The 16228-nt window shown below is 62.9% G+C and carries 12 protein-coding genes; 4 read left to right on the top strand and 8 right to left on the bottom strand.

What is annotated here, in order from left to right; translation table 11 throughout:
• Window positions 1–126: 126 nt before the first annotated feature.
• A complete protein-coding gene (locus tag FD715_RS09720) occupies window positions 127–1839 on the bottom strand; it encodes an ABC transporter ATP-binding protein (protein ID WP_147108810.1) in 1713 nt (570 codons plus the stop codon).
• A gap of 170 nt (window positions 1840–2009) precedes the next feature.
• Here FD715_RS09720 and FD715_RS09715 point away from each other — a divergent pair, with 170 nt between their 5' ends.
• Both FD715_RS09715 and FD715_RS09710 read left to right on the top strand, forming a co-directional pair.
• The gene (locus tag FD715_RS09715) at window positions 2010–2225 is read left to right on the top strand and encodes a hypothetical protein (protein WP_147108807.1); all 216 of its coding nucleotides are present in this window, start codon (window positions 2010–2012) and stop codon (window positions 2223–2225) included.
• A 16-nt stretch (window positions 2226–2241) separates the two neighbouring features.
• Window positions 2242–2430, top strand: coding sequence for a hypothetical protein (locus FD715_RS09710; RefSeq protein ID WP_147108804.1), 189 nt, complete (start codon window positions 2242–2244; stop codon window positions 2428–2430).
• An 80-nt stretch (window positions 2431–2510) separates the two neighbouring features.
• On the opposite strand, the gene FD715_RS09705 is transcribed toward FD715_RS09710, so the two are convergent.
• From FD715_RS09705 to FD715_RS09695, 3 genes are read right to left on the bottom strand one after another with little or no spacing between them, the layout of a single operon-like run.
• Window positions 2511–2978, bottom strand: coding sequence for a hypothetical protein (locus FD715_RS09705; protein ID WP_147108801.1), 468 nt, complete (start codon window positions 2976–2978; stop codon window positions 2511–2513).
• Window positions 2978–3931: an ABC transporter permease gene (locus FD715_RS09700; RefSeq protein ID WP_147108798.1), complete on the bottom strand. Its 954-nt coding sequence runs from the start codon at window positions 3929–3931 to the stop codon at window positions 2978–2980. The genes FD715_RS09705 and FD715_RS09700 overlap by 1 nt, the downstream gene beginning before the upstream one ends.
• 1 nt (window position 3932) lies before the next feature.
• Window positions 3933–4913, bottom strand: coding sequence for an ABC transporter permease (locus tag FD715_RS09695; RefSeq protein ID WP_147108795.1), 981 nt, complete (start codon window positions 4911–4913; stop codon window positions 3933–3935).
• A 143-nt stretch (window positions 4914–5056) separates the two neighbouring features.
• Between FD715_RS09695 and FD715_RS09690 the strand changes: the two genes are divergently transcribed.
• The gene (locus FD715_RS09690) at window positions 5057–6859 is read left to right on the top strand and encodes an OmpA family protein (RefSeq protein ID WP_147108792.1); all 1803 of its coding nucleotides are present in this window, start codon (window positions 5057–5059) and stop codon (window positions 6857–6859) included.
• Window positions 6860–6898: 39 nt separating this feature from the next.
• On the opposite strand, the gene FD715_RS09685 is transcribed toward FD715_RS09690, so the two are convergent.
• Window positions 6899–8461, bottom strand: coding sequence for an ABC transporter substrate-binding protein (locus FD715_RS09685; protein ID WP_147108789.1), 1563 nt, complete (start codon window positions 8459–8461; stop codon window positions 6899–6901).
• A gap of 414 nt (window positions 8462–8875) precedes the next feature.
• On the opposite strand from FD715_RS09685, the gene FD715_RS09680 reads away from it, so the two are divergent.
• The gene (locus tag FD715_RS09680; protein WP_189799454.1) at window positions 8876–9913 is read left to right on the top strand and encodes a substrate-binding domain-containing protein; all 1038 of its coding nucleotides are present in this window, start codon (window positions 8876–8878) and stop codon (window positions 9911–9913) included.
• A 269-nt stretch (window positions 9914–10182) separates the two neighbouring features.
• Here FD715_RS09680 and FD715_RS09675 read toward each other — a convergent pair whose 3' ends face one another.
• The 3 genes from FD715_RS09675 to FD715_RS09665 form a co-directional block, all read right to left on the bottom strand.
• Entirely contained in the window at window positions 10183–11760 is a 1578-nt protein-coding gene (locus FD715_RS09675; RefSeq protein WP_147108783.1) for an ABC transporter substrate-binding protein, read from the bottom strand.
• Between the two features lie 120 nt (window positions 11761–11880).
• Complete coding sequence (locus FD715_RS09670; RefSeq protein ID WP_147108781.1) at window positions 11881–15024, bottom strand: efflux RND transporter permease subunit; 3144 nt, start codon at window positions 15022–15024, stop codon at window positions 11881–11883.
• Window positions 15024–16190 (bottom strand): efflux RND transporter periplasmic adaptor subunit, encoded by a 1167-nt coding sequence (locus tag FD715_RS09665; protein WP_189799453.1) that lies wholly within the window; start codon window positions 16188–16190, stop codon window positions 15024–15026. Before FD715_RS09665 ends, FD715_RS09670 begins: the two co-directional genes overlap by 1 nt.
• Between the last annotated feature and the right edge of the window lie 38 nt (window positions 16191–16228).

Genomic DNA, 16228 nt, shown 5'->3' with positions numbered 1-16228 from the left:
TCGCTCGCTGTACCAAGCGCGTAAGGAAAAGGGCGCCTTGCGGCGACGTGATCTGTTTTTTGCTGACGAGGGGGCTGTCTGCCCCCTCGAGCTCCCCCGACCGTATTTGTCAAAGAGAAGAAGGGGTCAGGCGTTTTCCAGACCTTCGGTGGAGAGCCCTTCGAGCTTTGGCATGAGGTGCAGGAGTTCCTGGGTGTAGGCGGCTTTAGGGGCGGCGAAGAGCTGTTCGGTGTCGGCCACTTCGACCATCTGGCCCTGGCGCATGACGCCGACGCGGTCGCACATTTGCCGGACGACGGGCAGGTCGTGGCTGATGAAGAGCATGGTGAGCCCGAGATGTTCCTGCAGGTCCTTGAGGATGTTGAGCACCTGCGCCTGGATCGACACGTCGAGGGCGGAGGTGGGCTCATCACAGATGAGGAAGCGCGGTTGGGTGGCAAGCGCGCGCGCGATGGAGATACGTTGGCGCTGGCCGCCGGAAAACTCGTGGGGGTATTTGCGGCCTGCTTCGGCGCCGAGGCCGACGCGGTCGAGCAGTTCGTCGACGCGGGTTTGAACGGCGCTGCCGGTGAGGAGTTTGTGGTGGAGGACCGGTTCGGCGACAATGGCGTCCACGCGCATGCGCGGGTTGAGGCTGCTGAACGGGTCCTGGAAGATCATCTGGATCTGGCGGCGGTAGGCGTCGCGTTGGGCGCGTGAGGCCAGTTGCGTAATGTCGGTGTCGTCGAAGTAGATGTGCCCGCCATCGGTGTCGTAGAGCGTGGCGATCATGCGGGCGACGGTGGATTTGCCGGAGCCGCTTTCGCCGACGAGGCCGAACACCTCGCCCTCGCGGATGTCGAAGCTGACCTTGTCCACGGCGGTGAACATCTTGCGCCATGCGGGGATGATTGAGGCGCGTTGGGTGAATTCCTTGGTGATCCCGTCCACCTGCACCAGCGTGCCGGTTTTGGATTTGGGGGGCGTGGGCCAGTTGCGGGCGAGGTCCTCGATGGCGAAGCGGGTGCTGCGACCGCCATAGGAAAGCTGCGGGAAACGGTGGACCTTGAGCGTGGCGCGGGGGACGGCGGCGATGAGGGATTTGGTGTATTCGTGTTCGGGCGCGCCCATCACCTGGGCGGTGGTGCCGGTTTCTACCACCTCGCCCTGATACATGACGGTGACGCGGTCGGTGGTGTCTGCGATCACGCCCATGTCGTGGGTGATGAGGATGACGCCGACCTGCCGTTCGCGGGCAAGCTCTTTGATCAGGTCGAGGATCTGGGCCTGGATCGAGACGTCGAGCGCGGTTGTGGGTTCGTCGGCGATGATGACATCGGGTTCCGAGCAGAGGGCGAGGGCGATGACCACCCGCTGGCGCATGCCGCCTGAGAACTGGTGGGGGTATTGTTTGACCCGTTCCGCCGGATCCGGGATGCCGACGCGGTCGAGGAGCTCCACGGCGCGGGCCTTGGCCGCTTTGTCGCCGAGTTTGAGGTGCGCTTCGATGGTCTCAGTCAGCTGTTCCTCGACCGTGAGGAGCGGGTTGAGGGACGTGAGCGGGTCCTGAAAGATCATGGAGATCTTGGCGCCGCGCAACGCGCGCATGGCTGATGCGTCGCGGCCGGAGATCTCTTCGTTCCGGAAGTTGACTGTGCCGCCCGCGATGTGGCCCGGCGGGTCGATCAGGCCCATGACCGCAGCACCGATGGTGGACTTGCCCGCGCCGGATTCGCCGACGAGGCCGTGGATTTCGCCAGGTGCCACCGTGAGGTCCGCGCCGTTGACGGCGACGAAGGTGCCCTTGCGCGTCGGGTAGTGGACCGAGAGGTCGGAGATGTTGAGCAGGGGCGTTGTCATGGGTACAGGCGCTCCATCACTGGATTTGCACAAGAATTAGGCGTTATTTTGCATGTGCAGCAATTTTGCTGCATCGCAGCGAGAATTGTCTGGGCAACCTTCTCGCGACTTGGCACGTTCAGGGCATAGCACGACAGGGAGGGCAACCGCGCAGCGCGAGGAGAACGCCCATGTGCCTGACAACTGCAAGCCTGGCCGCCTTTTTGAACATTCTCGGGATGGCCTATGTCACGGGCGACGCCCATACGATTACGGTGCACGCCACCGCCGGTGATGTGGAGTGGCATTACGTGGTCAACGAGTGGTGCACAGGCGCGCCGCATACCACGCCCGCGTCTTTTCTTGCGCAGATTGATCCGCAGTACGGTCCCGAGACGGGCCGCTGAGACAGGAGTATTTGAGATGTGTTTGACGGCCCAGTCCTTTGGAATGCTTTTGAGCCTTGTGTCTATGAACAACCTGACAGTGGAAGACGGGCGTGTGGTGGTGCACTTGCCGGATGGTGACGTGCATTGGCTGGCCGTGGGGGCCGAGTGGTGCACCGGCGCTGGCGAGTACGCCCTGGATGCGGAGCCGAAGCGGGTCATTTGAAGTCCGCCCGCGCGACATGTGATATGGCGAGAGGTGCGTTCGCGTGAAGAAAGGCGTGTCATGATAACTGAGGTCATGGTTTATTCAGGCACTTCTTCTGCGATACGTTGGGAAATGATAGCCGACGTCTCATCTACGATCCTTGCGAGGTCCGGCAAGGCCGCCTGTTCGACGTTACCTAACTTCGACAAAGCGACCTGAAGTGCCTGATCCTCAAAAAAATCCAAGAGCAGGCGCTGTTCCGTCTCCGACAGGGTTGTCTCCGTTGCTTCGATGTAGACCTGCTTGATGCGATCTTGGGCGCGGTTCCATTCCTCTATGGCAATCGTTCGCCTTTTCTTAATGTCCTCAGATCGCAGATCCGAACTCACAAAATTGGTTAGCGATAGTCTTTTCGCCGCGTCAGAGATCGACAAAACTCTTTGCTGCAGATCGCTCAGTTCGACCACTTCAGTGGCGAGCTCGCTATCGTGGCCGCCTTCTGAGAGCGAAGCGTTCGGGCAAAGGGCGATGCTTGCAACGAGTGATAGCTTTGTCGCGAATTTCATCACCGCAACCTCGGGTTCAGCGCGTCCCGCAGCCAATCGCCCAGCAGGTTGACGCTGAGTGCCAGTGCCAGCAGCGTGCAAGCGGGGAAGAAGAGGATCCACCATTCGCCGGAGAACAGAAAGCCTTGGCCGATGCGGATCAGGGTGCCCAGCGATGGCTGTGTGGGCGGCGCGCCGACGCCGAGGAAGCTGAGCGTGGCTTCGGCGATGATGGCGAGGGCCAGCGAGATTGTGGCGATCACGAGGACCGGCGACAGGACGTTGGGCAGGATGTGCTGCACCATGATCGCGGGGCCTGAGCGCCCTATCAGGCGGGCGGCCTGGACGTATTCCTTGCTTTTTTCAACCAAGGTTGCGCCGCGGACGACGCGGGCGAATTGGACCCAGTCGGAGAGGCCGATGGCGATGATCAGGACCCAGATGGCCATCTGGTCGCGGTATTCGACGGGGGTGACGCCCTTGGCGATGCCGAAGATCAGCATGGCGACGAGGATGCTGGGAAACGTCAGTTGCACGTCGGCGATGCGCATGATGATGGTTTCGGTCCAGCCGCCGACATAGCCCGCGATCAGGCCCAGAGAGATGCCGAGCACCATGGCGAAGAGAACGGCGGCGACGCCCACGAAGAGCGAGATGCGCATGCCGTAGAGGATGGTGGAGAAGACGTCGCGCCCCTGGTCGTCGGTGCCCAGCCAGAATGTGTCACCGGTGAAGGCGTTGGGCTCCATCGGTTTGGAAAAGCCGTTCATCAGGTTGAGCGAGGCGGGGTCAAACGGGTTGTAGGGGGCGATCAGCGGTGCGAAGACCGCGCCGAGGATCAGGAGCATCGCGACGGCGAAGCTGACGATGGCCACGGGCGAGCGCTTGAACTGATAGTAGAAGTCGCTGTCGGCCCAGCGTTGCAAGCGGGTGGGTGCTTTGGCCGGTGTCGGGGTTTGGGTGGCGTCGGTCATCTTAGTGTCCTCCGGCCCGGTCCACGCGCAGGCGCGGGTCGATGGCGAAATAGAGCAGGTCCACGATCAGGTTGATGCCGACGAACATGACCGAGATCAGCATGAGGTACGCGGCCATCACGGGAATATCGACGAACTGGATCGCGTTGATGAAGAGGAGCCCTACGCCCGGCCACTGGAACACCGTTTCGGTGATGATGGCGAAGGCGATGATGCTCCCCAATTGCAGGCCGGTGACTGTGATCACAGGAACAAGGGTGTTTTTGAGCGCATGGCGGAAGTTGATGGCCCGTTCCTTGAGCCCTCGGGCGCGGGCGAAGCGGATGTAGTCCTGGCGCAAGACCTCAAGCATTTCGGATCGGACCAGGCGCATGATCAGCGTCATCTGGTAGAGGCCGAGGGTGATGGCGGGCAGGATCAGGGCCTTGAGCCCGCTTTCTGTCAGGAACCCGGTGGTCCAGTTCCCTATCCTCACTGTCTCGCCCCGTCCGAAACTGGGCAGCCAGCCCAGTTCGACCGAGAATAGGTAGATGAGCAGGATGCCGATGAGGAAGGTGGGGAGGGATACGCCTATGAGAGAGGCGGACATGATCACGTTCGCCCATAGCCCGTTTCGTCGTATGGCGGTGAAGACGCCGAGGGCGATGCCAAGGCCGATAGCGAGGATGCCTGAGACGGCGGCCAGTTCCAGTGTGGCAGGCGCGCGTTCCAGCAGGATGTCGGCGACGGGGCGGCCCTGGCGGTAGCTGACGCCGAAATTGCCCTGCACGGCCCCTTCTAGGAAGCGGTAGTACTGCACGACAAAGGGCTGATCGAGGCCGAGCTGCGCGCGCAGGCGTTCGACATCTTCGATGGTCCGTTCCTGCCCGAGCAGGTTGTCAATGGGGTCGCCCACGAAGCGGAACATGGAAAACGCGACGAGGCCCACGACCAGAAGAACGAGAAAGGATTGCGCAACGCGCTGGATGACAAAGGAAAGCATCAAGGATCCTGAGTTCGGATGATCCATCGGTTATCCGCGCACCCATGAGCGGGGTCAAGCCGATTGCAGTGGGCTGCATGTGAGGGGGAGGGAACCCTCTTGCACGGTGCTTGGTTGGTTGGGCGGACAGCACAGGAGGTCTTATGATGCTTTCCCGATTGATGCAGACGGTGTCCATCACCGCCCTTATGCTTGGTACGCCGCCGGTTTTTGCACAGGATGCAGCCGCCTGTGCCGAAGGTGAAACGCCGGTGGTGACGGAGGGTGTGGCATCCTGCGTGCCCCTGGTTGAAGCCGAGGAGGGCGTTGCTGCGGATGCTGAGGTGGGTGTTGAAGCGCCTGCGGAGGAGACGGTTGAAACACCTGCTGAAGAGGCCCCGGCCGAGGGCGTGGCGGATGCCCCGGTGGGGGAAGCCCCTGCTGAAGAAACAGTCGAAACGCCTGCAGAGGATGCACCGGCGGAAGAGGTCGTGGAGACGCCTGTAGAAGAGGCGCCTGCTGCCGATGTCGCTGAAACGCCGGCCGAGGAGGCACCAGCCGAGGAGGTGGCAGAGACCCCATCGGAGGAGGCCCCCGCAGAAGGTGTGGCCGAAGCACCTGCCGAAGACGCGCCGTTAGAAGAGACGGCGGAAACACCGACAGAAGAGGCGCCTGCCGACGATGTCGCCGAAACGCCTGCGGAAGAAGCCCCGGCTGAAGAGGTTGTTGAAACGCCTGCAGAGGAGGCTCCGGCGGAGGAGGTTGTTGAGACGCCCGCAGAAGAGGCGCCCGCAGAGGAGGTTGCCGAAACGCCCGCCGAAGACGCACCCACGGAAGAGGTGGCCGAGACACCGGCGGATGAGGCACCCGCCGAAGACGCGACCGCGGAGGCCGAGCCAGAGGTTGTGCAGGACGATACCGCAGATACGACCGCTGCCGCCAATGCGCAGGTCGAAACCGAAGCCGCGGCGGCTCCTGTTGCCGCCGAGGCGAGCGAAGGTGCGGAGGTTGAGACCGTCACCGAAGAGACTGCGCGGTCCTCGGACGAAGAGTTTGCGCGCGCCGAGGCTGTGGCTGAGGACGACGACGGGCTATCAAAGCTTGAAAAGTTCGCGCTGGGCGCGTTGGGTGTGGCGGCTGTTGCCACCATTCTCAACCAGGATGACGACGTTGTCGTGGCTGCGGACGACCGGGTTGTTCTGCAGGACGGGCAGGGCGGGTACCGCGTGCTCAAGAACGACGACGAGTTGCTGCGCCGTCCCGGTGCGCGTGTGTCGACCGAGCAGTTTGATGACGGATCGACCCGCACCATCGTCAATCGCGAGGATGGATCGCGCGTGGTGACGATCCGCTCGGCTACCGGTCAGACGTTGATGCGCACCCGCATTCTGCCTGATGGGCGCGAGGTCATGCTGTTCGATGATACGCAGACCGTACAGCCCGTGGACGTAGCGACGTTACCAACCGGGGATGTCCGTCCGGCCTTGCGTGCGTCTGAAAATGACGAGTTGCGGGCGGCCTTGGCTGCGCTCGAGAACCCGACCGACCGCGCCTATTCGCTGCAGCAGGTGCGCCAGATCCGTGCCGTGCGCGACCTTGTGCCCGAGATCGACGTTGAAGCGGTGAACTTCGCCAGCGGCTCTGCCGTCATTGCGCCAGAAGAGGCACGTGATCTGGCCGAGATCGGGCAGTTGATTGCCGACGAGATCGCCGTTGATCCGGGGGCCGTGTTCCTGATCGAAGGCCATACCGATGCCGTCGGTGGGGCGGCCATGAACCTTGCCCTGTCGGACCGCCGTGCGGAATCGACGGCGCTTGCGCTGACGGAGTATTTCGCCATTCCGCCGGAAAACCTTGTGGTGCAGGGCTATGGTGAGGCGAACCTGAAGGTCCGTACCAATGAAGCGGAGCGCATCAATCGCCGTGTCGCGATCCGCAAGATCACCCCGCTGCTGCGGGCGCAGTGATCTGGGAAGGCGGGCGGGGAATACCCCGCCCGTGTTCGTTCAGTTGATCGTGACCCAGCGCAGGATGAAGAAGTTATCGGGGCGTTGGGTCAGGTCGATATTGGCCTTGGCCCCCCAGACCAGCGGTTGGACATACATGGGCACGTAGGCCACCTCGTCCTGCAGGATTTTGGTGGCCTCATCCAGCATGGCTTGCCGCTCTGTGTCGTCGATTTCTGACTGGATCATGGGCAGGAGTTCGTCCACGCGGGCGTTCGAGTAGCCGCCGAAATTCCAGCTTCCCAGCTTCTTCTCTTCGTTCGGGGTGGAGGCGAGGAAGCGGATCGGGTGTTCGGCATCGAAGGTGCCCGGCGACCAGCCCAGCAGGTACATGTCGTAATTGTCGGCGCGCAGTTCGGGCCAGTAGTTCTGAACCGGCATGGCGTCGAGCACGGCGGTGATGCCCACTTGCGCCAGCATGCCCGTGACGGCTTGGCAGACCGCTTCGTCGTTCAGGTAGCGGTCATTGGGGCATTTGAGGCCAAAGGAAAAGCCGTTTTCGTAGCCCGCTTCGGTCAGCAGGGCCCTGGCTTGCTCCGGGTCGTAGGCAGGGCGGTCAGCGAGGGATGCCGAGTAGCCGCGCATGGCGGGGCTGACCAGTTGGCTGGCGGGTTCGGCGTTGCCGCGCATGATGGTTTGCAGAATGGCGGGCACGTTGATGGCGTGGGCCACGGCTTGCCGGACGCGGGCGTCCGCGAACGGGTTCGCGTCCGTCGTTTCGGACGAGTATTTCAGCGCGTCCGCTTCGTGCGGGAAGCCGAGCATGATGACCCGCGCTTCGATCCCTTGGATCACCTGCACGTTGCCTGCGGCGGCGAGGCGCTGGGCGTCCTGGATGGGCACCGGGTTGATCATGTCGACGTCACCGGACAGCAGCGCTGCGACGGCGGTGGCCGGGTTCTGGATCGGGGTCAGTTCGGCGCGGGTGATGTTGTGTTCGGCCTCGTCCCACCAGTCGGCGTTGGGCTCAAGCATCGTGCGCAGGCCGGGCTCGCGGGCGGTGACCTTAAACGCGCCGGTGCCGTTGGTGTTGAGCGTGGCGTAGTTGCCGCTTTCCTTGTCGGGCAGGGTTGTGTCGTTCGCTTCGGCCCAGCCGCTGTCCATCATCATCCAGTTGGCGATGCTGTCGGGAAAGATCGGGTTGGGGGCGGTGGTCATGATGTCGACGGTGTAGTCATCGACCTTGATGACCTCGGACACGGGCGCAAACCACGACCGCGTGTCGGAGGCTTCGTCGCTGGCGCGTTGATAGGAAAAGATCACGTCGTCGGCGTTGAACTCTGCCCCGTCGTGGAAGGTGACACCCTGGCGGAGCGTGAACCGCCAGCCTTCGCCGTCGCCGATGGGTTCCCATGCAGTCGCGAGGGCGGGTTCGATGCTCATGTCTTTCCCGCGGCGGACGAGCCCTTCGTAGACGTTGTTCAGGAAACCCAGAACGGCGGCCGAGTTTACTGCGTGCGGGTCCATGGTTTGCGGGTCGGTGGTTTCGGCCCAGTTGAACTCTTCGGCGTGGGCCGGTGGTGCCAGGAGTGCGACTGCGACGGGTAGGGCATAGCGGAGCATGGGGATCCTTTCTTTGGGCAAGGGGCGGGCCTGTGTAAAGGAGTAGACCTGAGCAGCTTGCAAAAGAGAAGGGTGTCTCTGCTGGTGACATTGGTAAGGTCTGGATGGAGCCCACCTAAACCTATGCTGCAGTCTGCCCCAATGTCGGCGAAGCGCAGTATCTAGTCATTCGAACAGTTCGCAGCACATGTAGCTTTGGACTCACTGTTGACATCCACTGCCATGGATCGCGGTAGCTCTTAGCGGCTCGAAGCGGTTCTTTGGATCTGACTGGCTACTACGAAATGTAGATGCATTGAACACTACCCAAACGCCCAACACAGCTCTCGCCTATTTGATGCTACCTAGGGTAGAAGTTTTAAGGCGATGATCCATGTATTGAGGCTCAAATGTATTTATAACATGGAGGTAGTAATGAACTTTTTGACGAAACGAGTCGGAACCGTAACCGCGTTTGTTCTTGGGGCCGCTATTGCCGCTAATGCTGAAGCGCTCGACTGGCCCAACTACGGCGAAGACCGAGAGTTCATGCGTGTCGATGGAGGCATCGAGCGCAGTGACGGCTTCACCAATGCTCTGCCTGACGTGGTCGGACCGGTCGATGGAAGCGCGAGCCTCACCATCTTCACCGAGGGCAATCACTATCCGGTTCTCCTACCGCTTGTTCTCGACGAATTCGTTGCCTGGTGCCAGACAGAAGAACGGTGTGCAGTCTCCCGCGAAGACATTCTGGTTGTGACTTTGCCTCAGGTGATGATTATGCAGGGTTTTGCGAGCGGCGGTTTCCGGTTCGGTAACGCCCAGCTTCCCGTTGCCCCGGACACACCAGTCTATCCCGACTTAGTGATGCTGGGCTCTGGGCCGATGGCGCGCCTGGCCGGACAGAATCTCCTGGCTGAACCGCCGCGTACCTTTGCCCGCCATCTCGGCATGGGTATGCTTGTAAGCCGCGAAGCTGCGGCAGCGGTCTCAGACTTGGAGGCGTTTGCGGGCTCGGAATTGCCGTTCGTGATGGCGACACCGCGCGAAACCGGCGCTCGTATGCAATATGTGGAAACGCTCTCAGCCTTGCTCGGCACTGAGACCGCGAACACTGTTCTTGCTCGAGAAACCGGTGACTTCCCGGGTCGCCTCGCGATCCAGCATCGCGATATTCCCTACGCTGTGATGAATGATATTGCACCGGTGGGCCTGCTCTTCGGCCATCTCTCGCGCTTTTATGCAGAGCATTGGCCTGAGGATCTGGTTTTCGTCGAGGTGCCTGAAGCTGCATCCTTCGGCCGAGAAATCGCAGTGGCTCCGACACGCCGGAATGATGGTGCGGATCCGGAACTCGTGGGCGCTTTCCTTGATTTCCTATTGGATGCGGCGCCGGACGCCTATCTAGAGGGTGGTTTCGCCGATGCATCAACGTTTGGCTTTGGAGAGGAAATGTCCCTAGCCTCTGACTGAAGCATCGCTTCGCAGTCCGAACCTCCGATGACGCTCACTCCAAAGAATAGTTGTAATCTGCAGAGCCGAAACAGCGTGGACTGGACGACTTGCTTTTCATGCGGCGCGCGCGGTGTCTGGAAAACACGACGTGCACAGTGGTTTTGTGGCGGCTACGAAGCAGGACCGGACATTGGCAGCGAAGTCTGAGACGGCAGCGTTGTCGCGCCAAGCGACCCAAAAGAAAAGGCGGCACCGTTTGCGCCGCCTTTGATTTTCGGTGCCAACGCTCAGTTGACGGAGAAGTACTTCACCTTGGGCTGATCCTCGGGATCGACCTCGATCCCCATGCCATCGGCCATGCCCCAGTTCAGCACCTGGTGGTGGATCGGGATGTAGAGCGCTTCGTCCTGCACCACGCGCCAGATGTCGGCGATGTCGGCGTTGCGCGCTTCCAGATCGGTGTTGGAGGCCAGCGATTTGATCTTGGCGTCCAGATCATCGTTGTCGAAGCCGGTGCCGTTCCAGGTGCCGATGTCCGATTCCCGCCCGTGGACGAGGAAGTTGAACACGTATTCGGAATCGTAGGTCGGCACACCCCAGCCCAGCATGTAGAAGTCGGTCTTGCCGTCCGTGATCAGCGGGAAGTGCTGTGCCTTGGGCTTGGCATCGAGGTTCACGGTAATGCCGATCTGGCCCAGCATGCCCACGGCCGCCTGGCAGATCGCTTCATCGTTGATGTAGCGGTCGTTCGGGCAGTCGAGGCGGATGGAGAAGCCGTCTTCGTAGCCCGCCTCGGCCAGCAGCGCCTTGGCGGCGTCAAGGTCGGTAGCGGATTCAGCGTCCATCTCGGCGGTCCAGCCGTTCACGAACGGGGGCGCGATCATGCCTGCGGGTTCGGACTGGCCGCGCATCACGACCTGCTTGATGGCGTCGCGGTTGATGGCCTTGGACATCGCCTGGCGCACGCGCACGTCGGCGAGCGGGTTCGCGCCATCGACGTTGTCGGCTTCGATGTCGTCAGCGCCCTGGTTCATACCGAAGAAGATCACGCGGTTCTGCGGGGCCTGCTTGACCGTGAGGCCATCGGCGCCGTCAACGCGCTGGAGGTCCTGAACCGGCATGTCTTGAAGGAAGTTCACTTCACCTGACAGGAGCGCGGCGACACGCGTGGCGGCGTTCTGGATCGGGGTGTAGACGATTTCTGTGATTTCAAGCGGGAACTGGTCGATGCCCCAGTAGCTTTCGTTCTTGGTCATCACCGTTTTGACGTCGGGCTCGCGGCTTTGCAGGATATACGGGCCCGTACCGTTCGCATTGGTGGTGGCGTAGGTGATCTCGCCGCCTTCAAAATCCTGCACGTTCACCGTGTTGTTCGCCTCGGTCCAGCCCTTGTCCATGATGAACAGGTTGGTGAGGTTCGAGGGCAGGATGGGGTTCGGGCCATCGGTGACCATTTCGATGGTGAAGTCGTCGACAGCGCGCACTTCGGTGATCGAGCCGATCAGCTCTTTCATGTCCGAGTTGGGCTGTTTGGCGCGTTCGAAGCTGAAGACGACGTCTTCTGCGGTGAACGCTTCGCCGCCGTGGAAGGTCACGCCTTCGCGCAGTTTGAAGACCCAGACGGTCGGGTCATCGGTCTTGGGTGCCCATTCGGTGGCGAGTGCGGGTTCAAACGCGCCCGTGACGTCGCGGATGATGAGCGGTTCGTACATCTGGTGCCGAATCGTGTGTGTCGGACCCTCGTTCTGGGCGTGGGGGTCGAGGGTAAGGGCGTCGCCGGCGCGCGCCCATTTCAGCGTTTCTGCGCTGACCATCGCCGTGCTCGACAGCAGCAGGGCTGTTGACAGGATTGATGTGACTTTCATGGAAATCTCCCCGTGTTTGTTTTCTCGTTCCGAGTGTTGGGCACTCGGGCAGAATTGGCAAGCAGGTAGGAGATGGGACGGCCCTGCAGCAGCGGAACCGTCCGATTTTTTGTGCGCCCGTTACTCGGCCGCTTGACTGAACGGCGGATGCAGGACGAAGGGGGCATCCTTGTCGTTGGTGTTCTGCTCCTGGGGCCGGGGCGCGCGGCGTGCGCGGTGGATCAGCGCGAACATGGGGGGCGTGAAGTAGAAGCTGACCACCGTCGATAGCAGCACACCGCCCGCCACCGACATTGCGAAGGGGGGCCAGAACCCACCACCGGCGAGGATCAGGGGCAGGAAGCCCCCGAAGGTGGTGATCGTGGTTGAGACGATGTGACGGCTGGAGCCCATGACCACGTCGACCATGGCGTCTTTGTCGCCGCTGGCGGCGAGATCGTCCTCTTGCAAGCCGGTCAGAATGATGATGGCGGCGTTGATCGACACGCCGATGGACCCGATGACGCCGATGATCGCGTTGATCCCGAACGGGTATTGGAAGATGGCCAGCGCGAGCAGGCTGAGGCCGGCGGAGAGGCCTGAGACGACCAGCACCACGGCTGTCAGGCGGAAGCTGTTGAAGGTGAGCGCAATGGCGGCAATCGAAAGCGTGATGATCAGGCCGAGCGAGGCCAGAAGGTCGCTGAGCGTGTCTGCCCGCGCGTCGCTGTCTCCGCCGAGTTCGAGGCGCATGTCTGCAGGCACTGCAAAACCATTGGCTTCGAGGGCGGCTTGCACCTCGACCAGCGCTTCTTCGGGTAGCACGTCGCGCAGTATGAAGGCCTGTACAGTGTTCACCCGTTCGCCGTTGCGGCGGGTTATGCTGCTGGCGGCGGGTTCCAACTCGATAGTGGAGACGGCAGAGAGTGGCAGGGCAGGCCAGCGCCCTTGAGCAGACAGTTGCGCCGCGTCAGGCCGCAGGATGGGCAGGTCGCGGATGGCCTGCATCGACCCGCGCGTGGCGTCGCCCAAACGGACGCGGATGGGCAGTTCCTCGTCCCCTTCGACCATCGAGCCGCCGGTGACGCCTTCCAGCCCCGCCTGCAATTGGCCCGCAATCTGGCCGAGGTCGAGGCCGAGGAGTTGTGCTTGGGCTTCGTTCACGGTCACGACCGCTTTGGGGGCGCCGCTGCCGATGGTGCCACGCGTGACGAGCACAGAGTCGACGCCGGACATGATGCGCCGCACTTCGTCGCCTGTTTCGCGTAGGTCGGCGAGGTCCTTGCCGACCAACCGGATTTCAACCGGGGCGTTGACGGGCGGGCCCTGGACGAGGCCACGCACAAGGATCGTGGCCTCGGGCGCTGTCAGGGACAGGGTTGCCTGAAGGTCGCGCAACACCTCTTCGGTTGCCTCAGCCGACTGTGTTGTCAGCAGGGCCTGCGCGTGGCCCGGTGCGTTTTCGCGTGCGCCGACGATGTTGTAGTAGAAGGCGGGGGCAGAGCGGCCCACCACCCACATCACCTGCTCGATCCGGTCGTCCGAGGTGAGCCGGTCGTTGAGGCGGGCCACCACGTCCTGTGTGTCGGCGATGCCTGCGCCGGGGGCGAGGTCCACCTCGATATAGAACTGGTCTCGGTCCACGCCGGGGAAGAATTGTGCCGTGAGTGTTGGCATGGACAGAAAACCGGTGACGGGCAGGACCAGCGCGAGCGCGATGGAGCGGATGGGGTTGTTTACAGACCAGCGGAGCGAGGCCGCAAAGGCGCGACCCAGGGCGCCCCCCTTGATCCCGCCGCGCGTGCCGTCGGCGGGCAGCAGGTGACCTGCGATGGCAGGCGTGAGTGTGATCGCCACGACGAAGGACCAGCCCAGCATGATCACCACGGCGATGGCGATGGAGCCGACGAAATCGCCTGCAGGTCCGGGCAAGAGGATGAGTGGGGTAAAGGACAAGGCGGTCGTGATGGTTGAGGCCATCAGGGGGGCGAACAGTCGCTTGACGGATTGGCCTGCCGCCTTGATCCGGCTCATTCCCTGTTGCAGCCGTTGGCCCACTTCGTCTGTCATCACGATGCCTGCGTCGACCAGCAGGCCGAGAGCCACGATCAGGCCCGTGACGCTCATCTGGTGGATGGCGAGGCCGATAAAATTCATGGTGAACAGCGTGGCGAGTGTGACCACGGGCAGGATCAGCGCCACGATCATCGCGGACCGCAGACCAAGGGTGAGGAGGAGGACGCCCACCACCAGGCCGACGCCGATGGCCATGTTCAGGCCCACCTCTTGCAGGCGTTCGGCGGTGTAGCCGGACTGGTCAAATGTCAGGTCGAGCGACACGCCGACGGGGATATTGACTTGATAGGTGTCGATTTCTTCGCGCACGAAGGCGGCCCATTTGTCCACTTGCAGGCCACTTTCCAGCTTCGCGCCCAGCAGCACGGCGGGCTTGCCGTTGTAGATCGACAGCTCCGTTTCCGGCAGGCGCGGGCCGCGGGTGATCTCTGCAACCTGGCTCAGGTATGTGACGGCACCCGTGTCCGAGCGGCGCACGACGATCTCGCCCAGCCGGTCAAGCGCCTGCACCTCGCCCGCGACGGAGATCAGCAGGTCTGACCCTGCAGGACGCACCCGTCCTGCAGGGCCTTTGGCATCGGCCTGGGCAATGGCTTGGGAGATATCGCTTGCCGTCAGGCCGAGGGCGGCGGTGGCCACGGGGTCAAGCGTAACCAGCACCTCATCCTCGGGCGCGCCGAACAACTCGACAAGTTCGGTGCCGGGGATGTTGCGGAGGTCCTGGGCCAGATCGCGCGCGTAACGGCCCAGGATTGTTGTGGGGACGCCGGGATCGGCGGAAAAGGCCGCGATGGCTGCGAAGGCGCTGCCACCTTCGGTGTCGAATTCCGGCTCAAACGCGTCAGCGGGCAGGGTGGGGGAAAGCTCCGCCAGGTCGTCGCGGATCTCGGCCCAGACCTGTTCGATGCGGGTGTCTGGGACTGTCACGCCCAGTTCGACCGACACGATGGATATGCCGGTGGAGGACGTGCTTTCGATCACGTCGACTTCGGAGACTTCCCGCAGGATGTCTTCGATGGGTTGGGTGACGAGCGCCTCGACCCGTGCAGGATCGGCGCCGGGGACGACCGTGGTGACAGTGCCGAAGAGGTTGGTGATTGTGGGATCTTCCTGTCGTCCGATGGCCAAGAGAGACGACAGGCCTGCAGCGATGATGACCAGCAGCGCGAGGGCCACGATGCGGGGCTGTCGGAAGGTGAGGGTTTCCATCACTTCGCTCCGGTCACGCGGATGCGGTCACCGGGGACAAGGCGGTGCGTGCCGTCGGGGACGATCATTGCATCACCTTGCAGCGTGCCGCGGACGAAGGCGGTGTCGCCCTCGACCTGCAGCACTTCGACGGCGGCGGCCTGGGCGGTAAAGAACTCGCCCTCCTCCGGTGTCAGTACCATCACGGTCCAGAGCCCGCGCACGCCGTTCCGGAGCGCGCGCAACGGCACGGCGTATCCGGTTTGATCCAGCTGCCCCTGCAGGGTCAATGTGCCGGAGGAGAGGTAGACCGGATCGGTTGTGTCGACCTCGAACAGCGCCGTGCGGGTGCGGGTCTGGGCATCGAGGTCGGCGCGGAAGCCGACGAAGCGAGCGTTGTAGGCGGTACCGTCCAATGTGATGGTGGCGGTATTTTCGCGAACGGTGGCGGCCAGTTTCGGGTCGATGCCGACGCGGAAGAGGGGGGCGGTGTCCTCGCGAATGTCGAGGACAGGTGCGCCCACGGACAGGATGGCGCCGGGGTCCACGTGGCGGGCGCCGACGACACCGTCAAAGGGGGCCAGCAGTTCGGTCTGGCTGAGTTGTACGTCCACCTGCGTGATGGCGGCGTCCACCTCGGCGATCTGGGCCTGGAGGGCGGCGAGGTTCAGTGCGGTGTTGTCTACGGCCTGGTCTGAAGCGAAGCCGCGATTGCGCAGCTCCTTTTGCCGGTCGGTGGTGCGGCGCGACAGTTCTGCCTGCGCTTCAAGCGCCTCGCGCGAGGCTGTCAGGCGGGCGCGTTCTGCGGTCAGGATGCGGGTGTCGAGCCGGGCGAGGACTTGCCCCGCTGCAACACGGTCGCCCTCGTCCACGTCGAGGACGTTGAGGCGACCGCCCTGCTCGAACCCCAGAGATACGGTCTGCGCGGCTTCGACCTGTCCGTGGAAGGCACGGGTGACGGTCATGGCGTTTGTGGGGGCCACACGCATCGCGGCCACGGTGGTGATGGGGGCGGGCGGTGGTGCGTCAACGGCGGCGGCGCGGGTGGCCAGTGTCGCGCTGCCGATCCAGACGGCGCCTGCGGCGATGGCCATGACCGATGCCGTGACGGTCAGGGTGGCGGCCCTGCGCAAGGCGCGCTTCCAAAGGGGCGGCTTCGGTGTATCCTTGGCGCGGTCGTTAGTCATTGTGACGCTCCTTGACAGGAAGTAAGGGGTGCTTACTT

The sequence above is a fragment of the Tateyamaria sp. syn59 genome, from assembly GCF_007995245.1.
Classification (GTDB): Bacteria; Pseudomonadota; Alphaproteobacteria; order Rhodobacterales; family Rhodobacteraceae; genus Tateyamaria.
This window is presented reverse-complemented; position numbering and strand designations above follow the sequence as displayed.

Excerpts from the sequence above, each read along its gene's own strand:
- FD715_RS09705 (WP_147108801.1), bottom strand. The coding sequence starts at position 2,978 with ATGAAATTCGCGACAAAGCTATCACTCGTTGCAAGCATCGCCCTTTGC.
- FD715_RS09715 (WP_147108807.1), top strand. The coding sequence starts at position 2,010 with ATGTGCCTGACAACTGCAAGCCTGGCCGCCTTTTTGAACATTCTCGGG.
- FD715_RS09685 (WP_147108789.1), bottom strand. The coding sequence starts at position 8,461 with ATGCTCCGCTATGCCCTACCCGTCGCAGTCGCACTCCTGGCACCACCG.
- FD715_RS09665 (WP_189799453.1), bottom strand. The coding sequence starts at position 16,190 with ATGACTAACGACCGCGCCAAGGATACACCGAAGCCGCCCCTTTGGAAG.
- FD715_RS09670 (WP_147108781.1), bottom strand. The coding sequence starts at position 15,024 with ATGGAAACCCTCACCTTCCGACAGCCCCGCATCGTGGCCCTCGCGCTG.
- FD715_RS09680 (WP_189799454.1), top strand. The coding sequence starts at position 8,876 with ATGAACTTTTTGACGAAACGAGTCGGAACCGTAACCGCGTTTGTTCTT.
- FD715_RS09690 (WP_147108792.1), top strand. The coding sequence starts at position 5,057 with ATGATGCTTTCCCGATTGATGCAGACGGTGTCCATCACCGCCCTTATG.
- FD715_RS09710 (WP_147108804.1), top strand. The coding sequence starts at position 2,242 with ATGTGTTTGACGGCCCAGTCCTTTGGAATGCTTTTGAGCCTTGTGTCT.
- FD715_RS09675 (WP_147108783.1), bottom strand. The coding sequence starts at position 11,760 with ATGAAAGTCACATCAATCCTGTCAACAGCCCTGCTGCTGTCGAGCACG.
- FD715_RS09695 (WP_147108795.1), bottom strand. The coding sequence starts at position 4,913 with ATGCTTTCCTTTGTCATCCAGCGCGTTGCGCAATCCTTTCTCGTTCTT.
- FD715_RS09720 (WP_147108810.1), bottom strand. The coding sequence starts at position 1,839 with ATGACAACGCCCCTGCTCAACATCTCCGACCTCTCGGTCCACTACCCG.
- FD715_RS09700 (WP_147108798.1), bottom strand. The coding sequence starts at position 3,931 with ATGACCGACGCCACCCAAACCCCGACACCGGCCAAAGCACCCACCCGC.